This is a genomic window from Arthrobacter glycogeni, from assembly GCF_054511155.1.
In genome coordinates, this window is sequence record NZ_JBTNDE010000029.1 from 15,342 (window position 1) to 30,699 (window position 15,358).

Annotated in this window: 13 protein-coding genes; 4 read left to right on the plus strand and 9 right to left on the minus strand. The window is 64.3% G+C overall.

Translation table 11 applies throughout. The annotated features are described in order from the left end of the window. The 7 genes from ACX80O_RS15485 to ACX80O_RS15515 all read right to left on the minus strand — a co-directional run bounded on the left by ACX80O_RS15485 (position 1) and on the right by ACX80O_RS15515 (position 8,673). The gene (locus ACX80O_RS15485) at positions 1–1,680 is read right to left on the minus strand and encodes a 5-oxoprolinase subunit B/C family protein (protein ID WP_459333986.1); all 1,680 of its coding nucleotides are present in this window, start codon (positions 1,678–1,680) and stop codon (positions 1–3) included. Continuing rightward, the gene (locus ACX80O_RS15490) at positions 1,677–2,435 is read right to left on the minus strand and encodes a LamB/YcsF family protein (RefSeq protein WP_459333987.1); all 759 of its coding nucleotides are present in this window, start codon (positions 2,433–2,435) and stop codon (positions 1,677–1,679) included. The genes ACX80O_RS15485 and ACX80O_RS15490 overlap by 4 nt, the downstream gene beginning before the upstream one ends. A gap of 107 nt (positions 2,436–2,542) precedes the next feature. Further along, positions 2,543–3,766, minus strand: coding sequence for an MFS transporter (locus tag ACX80O_RS15495; protein ID WP_459333988.1), 1,224 nt, complete (start codon positions 3,764–3,766; stop codon positions 2,543–2,545). Between the two features lie 9 nt (positions 3,767–3,775). Then, a complete protein-coding gene (locus ACX80O_RS15500; protein WP_459333989.1) occupies positions 3,776–5,755 on the minus strand; it encodes an aconitate hydratase in 1,980 nt (659 codons plus the stop codon). 95 nt (positions 5,756–5,850) lie between these two features. After that, positions 5,851–6,930 carry an ABC transporter substrate-binding protein gene (locus tag ACX80O_RS15505; RefSeq protein ID WP_459333990.1) on the minus strand — a complete coding sequence of 360 codons (1,080 nt, stop codon included), beginning with the start codon at positions 6,928–6,930 and terminating at the stop codon, positions 5,851–5,853. A gap of 67 nt (positions 6,931–6,997) precedes the next feature. Continuing rightward, positions 6,998–7,837 (minus strand): ABC transporter permease, encoded by an 840-nt coding sequence (locus tag ACX80O_RS15510; protein ID WP_459333991.1) that lies wholly within the window; start codon positions 7,835–7,837, stop codon positions 6,998–7,000. Further along, complete coding sequence (locus ACX80O_RS15515) at positions 7,834–8,673, minus strand: ABC transporter ATP-binding protein (RefSeq protein ID WP_459333992.1); 840 nt, start codon at positions 8,671–8,673, stop codon at positions 7,834–7,836. The genes ACX80O_RS15510 and ACX80O_RS15515 overlap by 4 nt, the downstream gene beginning before the upstream one ends. A gap of 161 nt (positions 8,674–8,834) precedes the next feature. Here ACX80O_RS15515 and ACX80O_RS15520 point away from each other — a divergent pair, with 161 nt between their 5' ends. The 4 genes from ACX80O_RS15520 to ACX80O_RS15535 all read left to right on the plus strand — a co-directional run bounded on the left by ACX80O_RS15520 (position 8,835) and on the right by ACX80O_RS15535 (position 13,307). Further along, positions 8,835–9,626: an IclR family transcriptional regulator gene (locus tag ACX80O_RS15520; RefSeq protein WP_459333993.1), complete on the plus strand. Its 792-nt coding sequence runs from the start codon at positions 8,835–8,837 to the stop codon at positions 9,624–9,626. Between the two features lie 127 nt (positions 9,627–9,753). Then, entirely contained in the window at positions 9,754–11,016 is a 1,263-nt protein-coding gene (locus tag ACX80O_RS15525; protein ID WP_459333994.1) for a CaiB/BaiF CoA transferase family protein, read from the plus strand. Beyond that, positions 11,016–11,942 (plus strand): hydroxymethylglutaryl-CoA lyase, encoded by a 927-nt coding sequence (locus ACX80O_RS15530; protein ID WP_459333995.1) that lies wholly within the window; start codon positions 11,016–11,018, stop codon positions 11,940–11,942. Before ACX80O_RS15525 ends, ACX80O_RS15530 begins: the two co-directional genes overlap by 1 nt. A gap of 105 nt (positions 11,943–12,047) precedes the next feature. After that, positions 12,048–13,307, plus strand: a complete 1,260-nt coding sequence (locus ACX80O_RS15535; protein ID WP_459333996.1) for an MFS transporter — start codon at positions 12,048–12,050, stop codon at positions 13,305–13,307. On the opposite strand, the gene ACX80O_RS15540 is transcribed toward ACX80O_RS15535, so the two are convergent. Next, a complete protein-coding gene (locus ACX80O_RS15540; RefSeq protein ID WP_459333997.1) occupies positions 13,288–14,472 on the minus strand; it encodes a putative Ig domain-containing protein in 1,185 nt (394 codons plus the stop codon). The two genes, ACX80O_RS15535 and ACX80O_RS15540, sit on opposite strands and share 20 nt — an antisense overlap. A 134-nt stretch (positions 14,473–14,606) precedes the next feature. After that, positions 14,607–15,358, minus strand: a 752-nt coding sequence (locus tag ACX80O_RS15545; protein ID WP_459333998.1) for an HNH endonuclease, incomplete at its 5' end; no start/stop codon positions are given.

Below are 15,358 nucleotides of genomic sequence, written 5' to 3' on the forward strand. Positions count from 1 at the left end.
CTACTTTCGCGAGCTTCGGGTGGTGATCGGGGTCTGTTTCAGGGGCTGCAGCGTTTCAGGGTCGACGGCCTCGAACCGCAGCGGGGTCCCGGGCGGCAGTTGGGCGGCGATGGGCAGGTCCTCGGGAACGACGACGCCGATCACCGGGTACCCGCCGGTCACCGGATGGTCGGCGAGGAACAGCACCGGCAGGCCCGACGGCGGTACCTGCAGCGATCCGGCGACGACCCCTTCGCTGGGGAGTTCGCCGTGATTCACGCGTTCGAGCGGTTCGCCGATGGTGAGGCGAACCCCGATCCGGTTCGATTCGGCGCTGACGGTCCAGGTTTGATCGGCCAGTGCAGTCTGGGATTTCTCGGTGAACCAGTCGTGGCGGGGACCGGTAGTGATGCGCAGGACTACCGGTTCGCGTGCCTTTGATCCGACGCCGCCCAGCCCGACGCCGCCCAGCCGGACGGCGTCGGGAAGCGTTGAGGTTTCCGGTGCGCCGACCGTGCGGCCCTGATCGACCGCGCCGATCGGCAGCATTGTTCCTGCTGCGAGGGGATCGGGTCCAATTCCGGACATCACATCTGTTGACCGGCTGCCCAGCACTTCTGGCACGTCGATGCCGCCGCGAATGGCCAGATAGGTGCGCAGCCCGGCGTCGGGCTGGTCGAGTCGGAGGGTTTCGCCGTCGTGCAGGGCGAACGGTGAGCACATTGGCGCGGTGCGGATGCTGTCACTGCCGCTGATCTCGGCGGGGGTGATGGCCCCGGTCAGGGCGAGGGTGAGTTCGCCGTGGGCTTTGACGGTAAGCCCGCCGAGGATGGCTTCGATAACCGCATCGCCCGGCGCGTTGCCGACCAGCCGGTTGGCTTGCCGGGCGCTCGCGGTGTCGGCGGCGCCGGCTTTGGAGACTCCGACGTCGCCGAGGCCCGGCCGGCCCAGGTCCTGGATCAGTGACTGCAGACCGGGGGCGAGAATTTCAAGGGACATGCCGGGCTGATTCACCGTCCCCAGGCCCGGATGGGTATCCGGCGCCGCCGCGTCCACCTGGTCTGTCACCGTCACGGTGTCCCGCACGGCCACGTACTGGACGGCAGTGCCCGGGCGGAGAAGGGCAGGCTGGTCCCGCCCCAAATCCCAGAGCCGGGAGGAGGTCCGCCCGATCAGCTGCCAGCCGCCGGGGGAGCGACGCGGGTAGACGGCCGAGAAGTTGCCGGCCAGGGCCACTGCTCCGGCGGGGACTGCGGTGCGCGGCGACGTCCGTCGGGGGACGGCGAGGGATTCGTTCTCCCCGACCAGGTAGGCGAACCCCGGGGCGAAACCCCCAAACGCTGCAGTCCATAGCTGGCCGGTGTGCGCGGCGACGACACCGTCGGAATCGAGGCCGGTGAGGCGGCCCACCTCGGCGAGGTCTTCGCCGTCGTACACCACCTCTATCCGCACCGGGTCGCCGGTCGCCGCGGTGTCGGCGGCGGGCGACGTGTCCAGGCGTGCGACGGTGGTCCATGCGGCGCGGGCGGCGGCGCCGGAATCGAAGACGGCCAGCACGGTCTGCGCGGCGGCGAGGACGTCGACCTGCCCGCGGAGCCGGTGCCGTTGCAGGTGGGCGTGCACCGCGAGGACCGAGTCCAGCGATTCCAACTGGATCAGGAGGGCACGCGGCCCGGCCCAGCGGATTCCGGGAGGGTTCACACGAAGCTCCGGATCCCGACGCCGGCTGCTTCGAGATCGCGGCGGACGGCAGCGGCCATGGAGACGGCGCCGCCGGTGTCGCCATGGAGGCAGATGCTTTCGGCGGACGTTTTGATGGTTGACCCGTCGCGGGCGATGATCGTGCCTTCGGTGGCGAGGCGGACCATGTTGGCGGCGACCTGGTGTTCATCGTGGAGGACGGCGCCGGGTTCGCGGCGGGAGACCAGGGTGCCGTCGGGGTTGTAGGCGCGGTCGGCGAACGCTTCGGCGACGCCGCGGAGGCCGGCCTTCTCGGCTTTGGCTAGCGCTACGGAGCCGGGGAGGAGCATCAGTGGGAGGTCGCCGCCGAACGCCTTGACGGCGTCGACCACTGCCTGGGCCTGCACCTCGTGGTTGACGATGGTGTTGTAGAGGGCGCCGTGGGGTTTGACGTATTTGATGGTGCCGCCGGCCGCCCGGGAGATCGCGTCGAGGGCGCCGAGTTGGTAGAGGACGTCGTCGGCCAGTTCGGTGGGGGAGCAGTCGAGGAAGCGGCGGCCGAACCCGGCCAGGTCCCGGTACCCGACGTGTGCGCCGATGGTCACGTTCGCGGCGACGGCTTCCCGGCAGGTCTGCGCGATGGTCGAGGGATCACCGGCGTGAAACCCGCACGCCACGTTGGCGCTGGAGACGGAGCGGAAGATGGCGGCGTCGTCGCCGATGGTCCAGTTACCGAACGATTCGCCGACGTCGCTGTTGAGGTCGATGTACACCATTGTGATCCTCGTCTCTCCTGTGTGGTCCTTCTAGGATGCACGAGTTTGGAGGATTGTTCAACAATTTGGCGTCAGGCGGGTCTTTCAGGCGCCACGACTCACGTGGGCTACGACGCGGCGGTGCTCTGTAGCCGCTTTTCGAGCTGGAACGCGACGAGCGCCGTCGCCGCCCCGGCCGCGGCGACCACTGCCGCAAGACTCCAGCCGACGCCGTCGGGAAAGTGGGTGAAGATGAACCCGAACAGTAAGGGGCCAAGGGTGCCGCCCAGATAGGTCCCGGTCTGCGTGATTCCGGTGGCGCGGGCGGTGAACGGGTGGGCGGTGCGTGACACCACAAAGTGCACCAGGCCGTTCCACCCCCAGCCCAGACCGAACGCCACGACGCAGCCGATGGCATAGGCCACAGGGTTCCCGGAGGCCATACCGAGCAGTCCCAGGCTGCCCGCACCGATCATGAGAGCCACGGTTGCCATCGATCCTCCAATCCCGCGGTCGGCGGCGACCCCGACCAGTGGTCGGGCCAGGATTCCTGCGGCGCTGGCCGCGCCGAGCAGCAGTCCCGCCAGTGCGGGGTGAAAGCCGGCATCGACGGCCGAGGACACGGTGAAGGCCCCGACCACATTGGCTTGCGCCGATCCGAGTGCGCTCGCCACCGCCGTCGCAAGCAGAAATGGGCGAAGGCGGCGTGGCAGGGGCGTTCTCGCTGCCCGGCCCTTTTTGGTGGTTGGTCGGGCGACGCCGCGCGGCAGCGACCGGACCAGCACGGGCAGGAACAGGATGGCAAACAGGGCGGTGAGCGCGAACGTCCACCTCCAGCCGACGGTGAGGGCAATCAGCGGCACTGACAGGCCAGCGGTAAGCGTGGCCGCAGGGATGGCAGACTGCTTAAGACCAAAGGCGAAGGCTCGGTTGCGGTTGTCCACCTGATCCACGATCAGGCCGTTGGACAGGGGGTGGGACAGCGCGTTGGCAGCCCCGGCGAAGCCCAACCACAGAACGAGCCACAGCCAGTGCGGCGTGAGGAAGACTATGCCCAGCAGGGAGATGAGGCCCAGGGCCACCGCGAGGGGCATGCCCCGCCTCAGGCCGAGTCCGCCAGCGATAATTCCAGCCGGGGCCGACAGCAGCGCGGAGACGCCCCAGAACACAGCGACCACGGCGCCCAACGCCGATGCCGTCATCCCGAGGTCCTCCTCAAGCTGGACGGCGAGTCCGCCGACCAGGAAGACCGGCAGCACAGCCACCACGGTGGTCAGCGCTGCGAGGGCGGTGGCCCGTTGCCCGGGCCGGCGACGGCTGCTCCCGGAGCGCCACATCTGGTGAGTTTTCACTGCCTCAGCCTAGCCCGGAGGCCGGTTGGACCCGGCGTGGTCGTCATCGCACTTCAGGAGAACCCTCCCTCCGGAGCGGACCTGCGCCAGGAGTCCGCCGGCGCAAAGAATGGCGCGTTCGCCGGGCGAGAAGTCGAGCCCCAGCGCCACCTCCGCACCGCCGTCCACGCGGACAATGACGGAACTGTCGCCGTCGGCCAGTGCCGCCGCCAACCCGGAGATGACCCATTGCTGGCCGACCGAGCTTTCGAGGCCGGGGGGAAGGACTACCGGAACAATGCCAGCGGCAATCAGATTCCGGCGGTGGATACGGGCGTAGCTGCGCGCCGCGACCAGCCGTACACCCAGATACAGCGGAATCAAGGCGGCGTGTTCGCGGGAGGAACCCTGGCCGTAGTTCTCTCCGCCCACAATGACGCCGCCGCCCCATTGAACGGCGCGATCATGGAAATCCGAATCAATCCGGCGGAACATGAACCTCGCACAGACGGCGATGTTGGACCAGACGGACATCGCGATCGCGCCGTCCGGAGCCATGTCGCCCGTGGAAATGTCATCCCCGGCGACGATCAATATCTTCGCACTCAAGTCAGTAGGTAACGGTGCGGGAATTGGTGGCGCTACCAGATTGCTGCCACGCTCAATCTGGATGCCCAGCCGCTGCTCTTCCGGCAGGACACCGGTGATGTGCAGGTCATGGATGCCGGGGTTTGGTGCCGCTGCGGGACGTAGGTCCCCGACAATGACGCTGGACGCGTCCACAATGGCCCCTTCCAACGCGCTCGCCGCTGCCGTGGACGGAGAACACAGATACACGCTATCTTCAGCCGTTCCGCTCCGACCGGGAAAGTTCCGGTTGAAAGTCCGCAGCGATGGAGCGCCTTGCGTGGGCGCCTGCCCGATGCCGACGCAGGGCCCGCACACCGGCTCCAGCATCCGGGCGCCGGCCTCCATCAGATCCCCGTAAACCCCCGACGCAATAATGGTCTGCAGGATCTGCCGCGAACCGGGCGTCACCGTCAATTGCACCGCCGGATGCACCGAGCGGCCCTTCAGGATGGCGGCGACTATGGCCAGATCCTCGTAGGAACTGTTCACGGAGGACCCCACGCAGACCTGCACCACCTCGGTGCGCGGCAACTCAGCAACCGGCCGCACGTTGCCCGGCGAATGCGGTAGCGCCACCAGCGGAACCAATGCTGACAGATCGAGCTGCTCCACCCCGTCGTACCCGGCATCGGCGTCGGCGCTGAGCGGGCAGTAATCCGACTCCCTGTTCTGGTCCCGCAGCCAGTCCTGGGTCCGTTCGTCCGAGGGGAAGACAGCAGTCGCCGCACCGGTCTCGACGATCATGTTGCAGATGGTTGCCCGGGCGGAGATGGAGAGTGAGGAAACGCCGTCGCCGAAGAATTCGAAGACCTTGCCGCGGCCACCCCGGACACCGTGGCGCCGCAGTAGCTCCAGCACGATGTCCTTGGCTTCCGCCACCGGGCCCAGCGTTCCAGTGAGCTCGACGCCGATCACTGCTGGGCAGACGAAGTCGAATCCGTAACCGCCCATGGCGACGGCTACTTCAAGTCCTCCAGCTCCCAGGGCGAACATGCCCAGGGCACCGGCGGTGGAGGTGTGGGAATCGGCGCCAACCAGTATTCCCCCCGGCCGGGCGAAATGCTCCAGATGAATGTAATGGGAGATTCCATGGCCAGCAGGGGAATAGCGCAGTCCGTAGCGGGCCGAGAACGTCCTGAGATAGTGATGATCCTGCATGTTCTTGTCATCGATCTGCAGCACATTGTGGTCAACGTACATCACGGCCAGCGGCACGGCGATGGAATCGACACCGAGCATTTCGAACTGCATGGCGGCCATGGTGCCGGTGGCGTCCTCGATCAATATCTGGTCAACACGGACGGTAATGTCGCTCCCGGGGATCAGCTCGCCCATCGCGAGGTTTGTTCCCAGCAGTTTTCTCGTCAAATTCTCGCCCACGAATTTCCTCGCCTCGTTGATCGTTTGCCGCTTATGAAATCGGTCCTGCAGCCCACGGGAATGAGCTGCAGGACCGCGGAAGCCGCCGAGTTTGTCTACTCTAGGAACTCGTTCGTGTAGGTTTCCTCGAGATTGATCTCCGCTTCGCCGACCTCAGGATTCGCGATCCGCTGGGTTTCCAGGACCGCCTGAACCCCTTCCTCAGTAAAGATGCCGTCCTGGCTGAGGGTCTGCTTCATTTCCTCGATGACGGTGGCGTACTGTTCGGGATCGCCGCCGGCAAAGGACTCGGGCATTTCCGCAGCGATTTCCTCGCCAGAGTGATCGGCGATGAACTGCAGGGTTTTCTTGATGGCGGCCGCCAGTTTCTGCGCCGTCTCAGGGTTCTGTTCGAGCCAGTCGCCGGTGGCGTAGAGGCTCGACGAGGGCCACGCGCTGGTCCCAAAGACGTCCTGCAGGCCTTCGAGGGTACGGACGTCCTCGATAATGGTGGGTTCGGTGCCAAGCCGCTTGCCCAACACGGTGACATCCGGTTCGAGCATGACTGCGGCGTCGACCTGGCCCTGTTCAACGGCGGCGACCGCTGAAGATCCCGCTCCAATTGCGGAAACTGAGGCGTCAGTGAGCGCCATACCGTTCTCGGACAACAGGAACTTCACGAACATGTCGGTGGAGGAGCCGGGGGAGGTGACGCCCACGTTCTTCCCCTTGAGGTCCGCCACGGTTTTGATGGAGTCCTTGTTCTCTTCGGACACCACGAGGGCAAGGCCCGAGGAAAGATTCATGTTCACGAATGCCTTGACGGGCTGCTTCTTCGCCTGCATCTGGATGGTGTGCTCGTAATAGCCGCTTGTGACGTCGGTGCTGCCTCCGATCATGGCGGTGAGGGCCTTTGATCCGCCTTGCAGGTCCTGAAGGTCGACGTCGACGCCCTCCTCTTCGAAGTAGCCCAGCTCGTCTGCGAGGGTGGTCGGAAGATAGGTCAGGAGGGTCTGGCCACCAATCCCGATGGTGACGGTATCCGCGTCGCCCCCGCCGCCGTCGCTCCCAGCTTGCCCAGGCGGCGCCGCCGATGGAGCGCCGCAGGCGGACAGAGCCATGGTGAGAGCGGCGAGGGCCGCAAGGGACTTCGCAGTTCGGGTCCGGCCCCGTTGCCGGCTGTGCATGATGTTCATGGGGTTCCCTTCAGAGCAGTTGAGTGGCAGAGCTGTAAACCTTTTGGGCGTGGGGCAAGCGGGGAGGCTAACCGGTGGACTGATTGGGGCGCCAACGGAGGAGCCGCCGTTCGGCGCGGTTGACCAGCAGGTCGATGATCAGCACCACAATCATCAGAATGAACATGCCAGCGAACACCCCTTCGGTGTCGAACACTCCCTGTGCCTGGGCAATGGCGTAGCCGACGCCGGCGGAGGCTCCAAGATACTCGCCGACCACCGCGCCGGTAATGGCGAAGCCCACGCTGATGTGAAGGCTGGAGAAAATCCAGGTCAGGGCGCTGGGGATGAAAACGTGGCGCAGCAGCTGCTTCTCGGTGGCACCGAGCATCCGTGCGTTGTTGACCAGCACCCGGTCAACGCTCTTGACCCCCTCGAGGGTGTTGAAGAAAACGATGAAGAATACGAGGGTGAAGCCGAAGGCCACCTTCGACCAGATGCCCAGGCCGAACCAGAGCAGGAAGATGGGTGCCAGGACCACGCGCGGCAGTGCGTTGAACATCTGCAGGAATGGTTCGAACAGGCGCTCCAGGAAATGGACCCGGGCCAGCAGGAAGCCCAGGGTCAGCCCTGCGATGGCGCCGGTAACGAAGGCGAGAATCGCCTCCTGCATGGTGATCCAAAGGTGCGGAAACACGTAGCCGGTGGACACCCATTCCCAGACGGTGACGAGTATGTCGGAGGGCAGCGGGAAAAAGAATGCGTCGATGATGCCTGCGCGGCCAAGAAGCTCCCAGGCACCCAAGACCACACAGGTCATAGCGAGCTGGGCCAGGCGTATGGACGTTCCAGATGCTTCGGTCTTCTTCCTGGTGGCCTGGCGCTGCGCCGCCGGAGGGACGGTTTTCCGGACTGGTGTCACAGTCATGCGACTTCACTTTCCTCTCGGGCCGATGCGTAGGTTTTCGACACTTCGACCTTGAGCCGACCCCAGATTTCCCGGTGTAGTTCGACGAATTGCGGGTCATCCCGGATGTCCAGAAGGTCCCGCGGCCGCGGAATGGTGATCTTGTAACTGCCCACCACAGTGCTGCCGGGGCCTGCCCCAAGGATGAGCACCTCATCCGACAGGGCGATTGCTTCGTCGAGGTCATGGGTGATGAAGACCACCGCCTTACCCGATTCCTGCCACAATTGGAGTAGCTCGTTCTCCATAATCTGGCGAGTCTGGACATCCAGGGCGGAGAAGGGTTCATCCATCAGGAGGATGTCTGGATCAACGATCCAGGCCTGGGCGACGGCGGTGCGCTTCCGCATTCCGCCGCTGAGCTGGTGTGGGTAGCGGTCGGCGAAGTTCTTCATGCCGACTTTCTCCAGCCAGCGCCGGGATTCGGAATAGGCATCGGCTTTTGACACCCCAGCCATGATGAGGCCCAGGCTGACGTTGTCGATCACCGATTTCCAGGGCAGCAGGGCGTCCTGCTGGAACATATAGGAGGCGCGCCGGTTCACGCCGATGACAGGTTCACCGAAGCTCTGAACGGAGCCCGATGTGGGCTCAAGCAATCCGGCGGCCATGTTCAGGATGGTGGACTTACCCGATCCGGTGGGACCGACTATGGAGACAAAGCGGCCTGGCTCCACCTTGAGATCGATGTCTTTGACCGCGAAGTAGGTACCGCCGTTGGGTGTGGCGAATTCCTTGGTGCACGCGCTCAGATCGACCGCGTAGGAAGGTTCTTTTCCTGGTGAAGGATGCGTCATTGCTGTTCTCCCAGACCACATTGTGGGTTGATCATCATATTGTGGATTGATGCTAACAGTAACGCAGGTCACAGCTCAAGGGTTTTGACCATAAGTTACTCAGTGAGTGGTTGGAGGGTGCTGGCCACTGATTCGACCCTGAACCCTCATAGAATCGAGGTATGAGCCCTAGTGAAGTAGCAGCAGCACCACTCCTCGTTCTGCGGAAGATTACGGCGATCCTCGAAGCGTTCTCCCTGCTGAGGCCCGAGCTGACCCTCGCCGACATTAGGTCGTCGACCGGATTACCGCACTCGACGGCGCAGCGGCTGGTCACCAATATGGTTCAGGAGGGGATCCTGGATCGCCGGGGTGATCATTTTCGGATTGGCGTGAAAATGGGGCATTGGGCGGCACCCGCGCGCCAGGGCCTTGATTTCATCGAGCTGCTTAGCCCCGTGCTGCGCCGGCTTCGTGACGATCTGGGGGAAACGGTCTGCATCTTCCGGGAGTCTCAGGGCAGTAGGGTGTGCGTTGCGATGGCAGAGACCAGGAGGATGCTTCGGCGGGTAGTGGAAGTGGGCAGCATTATGCCCCTGCATGCTGGATCGGCAGGTCGCGTGTTACTGGCCTGGAATCCCGATCTGGCCGAACGGGTTTACCACTCGGGTCTTCATTCGATGACTAAACAGACCATCACCGACGCTGCGAATCTCGACGAGGCGGTCGCCAAAACTCGAGCCGACGGCTTTGCCATCACCACCGGGGAGCGAGTATCCGGGGCTAGTGGGTTATCGGCTCCCATCTTTGGACCCCAGGCAGATCTTTATGGGGCTCTCACGGTGATGGGCCCGACGATGCGTATGCCGTTCGACGTCTGCGCCTCGTGGATCGAGCCTCTGGTGGCTGCCGCCGAGGAAGCCACGCGGCTGATAGGGGGAAATATTCCACCTGAAGGTCTATCCACATCGTGATTTGTAGTTCACAATATGAGTAAAGAACATAGGTGGCGACGACCCGGCGCCTCCGGTCCAATCACCAGTGTTCAGGTGAGTGACCGGGTGGCCGGAAAGGAACACGGTGGACAATTCGCTGAATGTTATGGATACCAATAGGCAGGCATCCGATCCGGCTCAGGGAACCGGAGGCAGTGCCGCCGAGGGGTCGGGGGGCCCGATGTCCGGCATTAGGGTGCTGGAGCTGGGTTCGCTGATTGCCGGCCCCTTTGCCGGACGGCAGCTGGCAGACTTTGGCGCTGAAGTGATCAAGATCGAAGCACCGAACCGACCGGATCCGATGCGCGAATGGGGCAGGGCACGGGTCAAGGACCATACCCTCTGGTGGTCGGTTCAGTCGCGCGGCAAGAAGTGCGTCACCCTTAACCTCAAATCCGCGCGCGGTCGGGAGCTGTTTCTCGACCTGTGTAGGGAAGCGGATGTCATTCTCGAAAATTTCAGGCCAGGGACCATGGAAAAGCTTGGTCTTGGTCCGGACGAACTGTGGAAGATCAATCCCGGCCTCGTGATCGCCCGCGTTTCCGGCTACGGCCAGACCGGTCCCGACTCCCAGAAGCCAGGATACGCGTCGGTTGCCGAGGCCAGGGGAGGTCTACGCCACCTCAACGGCTATCCAGATCAGGCACCGCCGCGCACCGGTATTTCGTTAGGCGATAGCCTGGGCTCTCTGTACGCGCTGCAAGGCATTCTCCTGGCTCTCTACTGGAGGGATGCGCGCGGTGGATCCGGCCAGATTGTTGACGTTTCTCTGGTGGAAGCCTGTTTTTCCCTGCTGGAGAGTGCCGTTCCCGACTATGCGGCCTCGGGTGTTGTCCCGGGCCCCAGTGGATCTGGTTTGAATGGGATTGCACCCTCGAACATCTTCCGGTCCAGTGACAACAAATGGGTGGTCATTGCCGCGAACCAGGACTCAGTCTTTGTTCGCCTGGCCGAGGCCATGGGATCACCCCAGTTGGCAGCCGACCCTAAGTATTTGGACCACGCAGCGCGCGGTGCTCATCAGGCAGAGTTGGAGGCGCTCATCGCCGAGTGGACAAGTGGTTATGTCGCGGAGGATCTGATCGACGTCCTGAACCAGTTCTCGGTGCCCAATAGCCCGGTCAGCAGTATGGAGGAAATTTTCGAAGACCCACAGCTCATCGCCCGGGACATGCTCGTTTCAGTGCCGGATGACGACCTCGGCCAGGTAGTTCAGCCTGGAATTGTTCCCAAGTTGACGCGCACGGCAGGCAGGATCGGATGGAACGGTCCCCTAACCTCAGGATCCCACAACGCCGAGGTCTATCAGGGTTTGCTGAACCTGTCCGACGACGAACTTTTAGCCGTCAAGAAAGAGGGAGCAATCTGATGCCATCGAGCCCAGCCCCATTAGCCGATCGTGCCATTTCGATTGTCGATGTCAGTCCACGCGACGGTTTGCAGAACGAAAAGGTGTTGGTCGGAACCAAGGACAAGATCCGGCTCATCGAAGAGCTCATCCAGATGGGTGCCCGCCGCATCGAAGCCGTCAGTTTCGTGAACCCGAAAAAGGTTCCCCAGATGGCCGACGCCGACGACGTCATGGCCGCCGTACCACGGTCTCCGGAGGTGAGCTACATTGGCCTGGTGCTCAACACCAGGGGCGCCCTTCGCGCGGTCGATGCGGGGGTCAACGAAATGAACTATGTGCTGCCGGTCACTGACGCGTTCGCCGCAGCGAATCAGAACACGACGGTCGATGCTGCCCTGGCGGCGTTGGAAGAGGTATCAGCGATTGCTGCGAACGCCGCGCTTCCGCTGAGCGTCACCGCCGCCGTCGCCTTCGGGTGCCCCTATCAGGGCGACGTGCCACAGGAGCAGACTCTCGGCGTCGTTCGCCGCGCCCTGGAACGGGCCGACGTCGCTGAGGTGGCGTTGGCCGACACCATAGGGTGCGCTGTGCCGTGGCAGGTAGGCGACGCATTCACCCAACTCCGCTCCGAAACGGCCGTCCAGTTGCGGGCACATCTGCACGAAACCCGGCACACGGCTCTGGCCAATACCTATGCAGCCATGGCTGCCGGTGTGACCGTCTTCGACAGCAGCGTCGGGGGGCTGGGTGGCTGTCCGTTCGCGCCGGGTGCCGCCGGGAACATTTCAACCGAGGACCTCTGCTGGATGCTGAGCCGGGCAGGGTTCGAGACGGGTATTGACATGTCCATGGCGACGGAGCTCGGCCGGTGGATCTGTGAGCTCGTGGGCACTCAACCCCGCTCCGGCCTCGCTGGAGCGGGGATCTTCCCTGCTCTCGTCTAAACCTCTCCCAACCCGCCGAACAGGTGGGTGTGGGGACCCAGAAGGCGCGGAAGTCGCCGGACCTCGCTCCTCGGCGCGCGCGTAGTTCCCAGCTACGCTCTTCCCATGACCAGCCGTGCGCATCAGAATCGCCCATCGACCTACCCAGCGGTCGACGTCGTCGCCGTCCAGCGGCGTACCGTCTGGGTGCTGATTGCGGGTCAGATTCTGGGCGGAATCGGTATCGGGTGTACCGTCTCGATCGGGGCGGTGATGGCAGCCACCATCTCCGGGTCGGACGCGCTGTCCGGCACAGCGACGACGTTGAGCACCCTGGGCGCCGCGGCGAGTGCCATTCCGCTGGCCCGACTCGCTCAACGGCTGGGCCGACGTCGGGCGCTGACCACTGGTGCGCTCCTCGCCGCGACAGGGTCGGTGGTGGCTGTCATGGCCGCGATGCTGGGCTCGTTCCCCTTGCTATTGCTTGCTTTCGCCTTCCTCGGTGTCGGCACTGCGGTAAATCTGCAGGTCAGGTTCGCTGCCACCGACCTGGCGACGCCCGAACACCGCGGGCGCGACCTTTCGCTGGTGGTCTGGTTCACCACGGTCGGTGCAGTGCTCGGCCCAAACCTTATCGGACCCGGCGAGGTGATTGCGTCGACACTGCAGATGCCCCCGCTCACGGGGTCGTTCCTGATCGCCCTGTTCGCACAGTTGGCTGCGGCGGCCGTCTACCTGATGGCATTGCGCCCCGACCCGTACCTGCTGAGTCAATCCCACGTCACCCAGAATGCTGACGAGTCAGTTCCTGGGGCCATCCACGGGCGGAGGCCGCTGGTGTTCGCAGTTGGCTCCATCGCCATCAGCCACGCGGTGATGGTGTCGGTGATGTCTATGACGCCGGTTCACCTGATCAATCACGGTGTCACGCTGACGTTCATTGGGCTGACCATCAGCCTGCATATAGCGGGGATGTTCGCGCTATCGCCGGTGTTCGGGTGGCTCAGCGACAACGTGGGTCGGGTGACGACCATCCTGATCGGCCAGGGCCTGTTCGCAGTGGCGTTGCCAACTGTGGCGCTTGGCGAGGACAACTCCGCCCTGGTGACCGTGGGGCTCATCTTCCTCGGCCTGGGGTGGAGTGCGTCGACGGTCGCCGGGTCGGCGCTGGTGGCGGATCTGGTGACAGGTGCGGCTCGTCCGAAGATTCAGGGCCGCACCGACCTCGCCATGAACCTTGCTGGCGCGGTCGGGGGAGCGGCGTCCGGCGTCGCTCTGGTGCTCATTGGCTATGCCGGACTGGCTTGGGCTGCTGGAGTGCTGGTGCTGGTGGTTGTGGCGGGGTCGCTCGTCGTCAGATCCGAGTTTAGGCGGGTAGCACTTTGATAGTGAAAGTCCTGCGGGCAGTTGCGCCTGTGTTGTCCTGGCCTTCAACCGTGAAGGTGAACGTCGCCGCCCTTGTCGGGGTGCCGGTGACTCTGGCCTCCGGCCTGTTCTCCAAGGTGTTTTTGACGAAGCGCGTCCCATCGGGGAGGCTTCCGGAGACCAATCTGAACCTGAATGTCGAGGGTCCAGGGGGATCACTGCACACGATATAGCCGAGATACGCCTGCCCCACAGTGGCATCGGGCATCTGTGCCGGGGTGATGAAGGTCAATGGCTCGGCGGGGGACACTGTCGCCGAGGCGCTGTTTGAGGCGGTTGACGTGTTTCCGGCAGCGTCGAAGGCGGCGACCGTGTAGGTGTAGGTTCCGGCGGCGAGTCCTGTGTCACTGAAACTTGTCGCATCCGTGGTGCCCAACAAGCTGCCGTTGCGGTGGACCCGATAGCCGGTTACCCCAGTGTCGTCCGTGCTGATTCCCCAGCTGAGGTCGACCGTTGTACCCACCACTGTGGTGATCAGGTTAGTCGGAATCGAGGGTGCAGTGGTATCCGAAGCTGACGCTGGGGGTACGGTCACTGACGCGCTGTTGCTGGCTCCGGAAATATTCCCGGCCGTATCGATGGCCGCCACCGTGTAGGTGTAGGTTCCTGCCGCCAAACCCGGGTCGGAGAATGTGGTGGTGGTGACGGTGCCCGCCAGCACGGTCCCGTTGCGGGACACGCGGTACCCGGTGACGCCAACGTTGTCCGTGCTGGCTGTCCAACTAAGGGTAGCCGTGGAACCCGACAGAGTGGCGGTCAGGTTTGCGGGCACACTCGGAGCGGTGGTGTCCGATACTGGCGGCTGGGTGACGGTGCACCCGGTCAAGGTCCTCGTGGTGACGGTCGCTGAACCGTCTCGCAGGTACACCGTGCAATCAGCCGGCGCGGTGTAGGGGTCGCGCTCGATGCGGAACTTGCCCGAGCTGTCGCTGCGGCCCATGACAACGTTGTCCACGCTGATGTCGCGTGACGCGATCGCGGTTCCTTCGATCCGCAGCGCTGATCCGGAGACTTCCGCCCGGGTGACAGAGACGGCTGCGACGGCCGGAGCTACGGTCAGCGTCCCGGGCAACATGACGCCCACTATGGCGGCTGCAATGATTGAACGCTGGCGATTCCTGAGCATGTTGTGATCCTCAATCTTGGGCCATTGACCTGACGAACGAAGACCGTTCCCTAGGACGGAATCCGTATCCCGAAATATACGCCCGATCATCTTTGGGTTCAATGGAAGGCCCAACTGCCGCACCCGCAGTCGCTTCAGAGGACCGGCTCCGGTCCGGAGACGGGCCAAGTTCCGGGTAGGGGTGGTGCGGTGGAGTCGTAGGTGTGGCCGGTGGGGGTGGTGATGCGGAAGGTGTGCCGAGAACCTGTGCCTGTGCCTGTGCCTGAGTCGGGTCCGGGGCGTGGTTGTGCTGTCCAGCCGGGTTGTTCTTTGGTGTGGTTGCATGCCTCGCAGAGCCCCGCCGAATTCGGAATGGAGGTGGGTCCGCCGCGGTGCCAGGGGATGATGTGGTCGTAGTGGCGGATCGGCGCGTCGCAGTACGGGGTGCGGCAGGTATCGTCCCGGGCGGTGATGAACCGGCGTTGCGCCCGGGTGAAAAGCCGGGCTTTCGAATCCATGCCGACCAGCTCCCCGGTGCCCGGCGCGGTGTAGAGGCGGCGCACCCACACATCGAAGGCTTCGCGGCCAACACCGGTGGACTCCGAGCGGCCAGAGGAATCAGAGTGGCCACTGGGATCAGCAGGTTCAGTGGGCTGGGTGGGTTCGGGGTTCAGGAGCTGCCGTGCCCAGGAGGAGGGGAGGATGCCGTAGCCGGGGATCCTGGCGGGTTCGCTATCGCCTTGGAGCAGGGTCCGGTCGGTGATGATGACCTGCAGTTCGATCCGGGACACACCACCGGGGGTCCCGGTGATCCGTTCGATCAGGGTGTCGGCCATCAGCTGACCCTTGGACCGGGTGTCCCCGCCGGCCCGGGCGGTATCGGCGTGCCGGGTCAACGCCGCGTAGG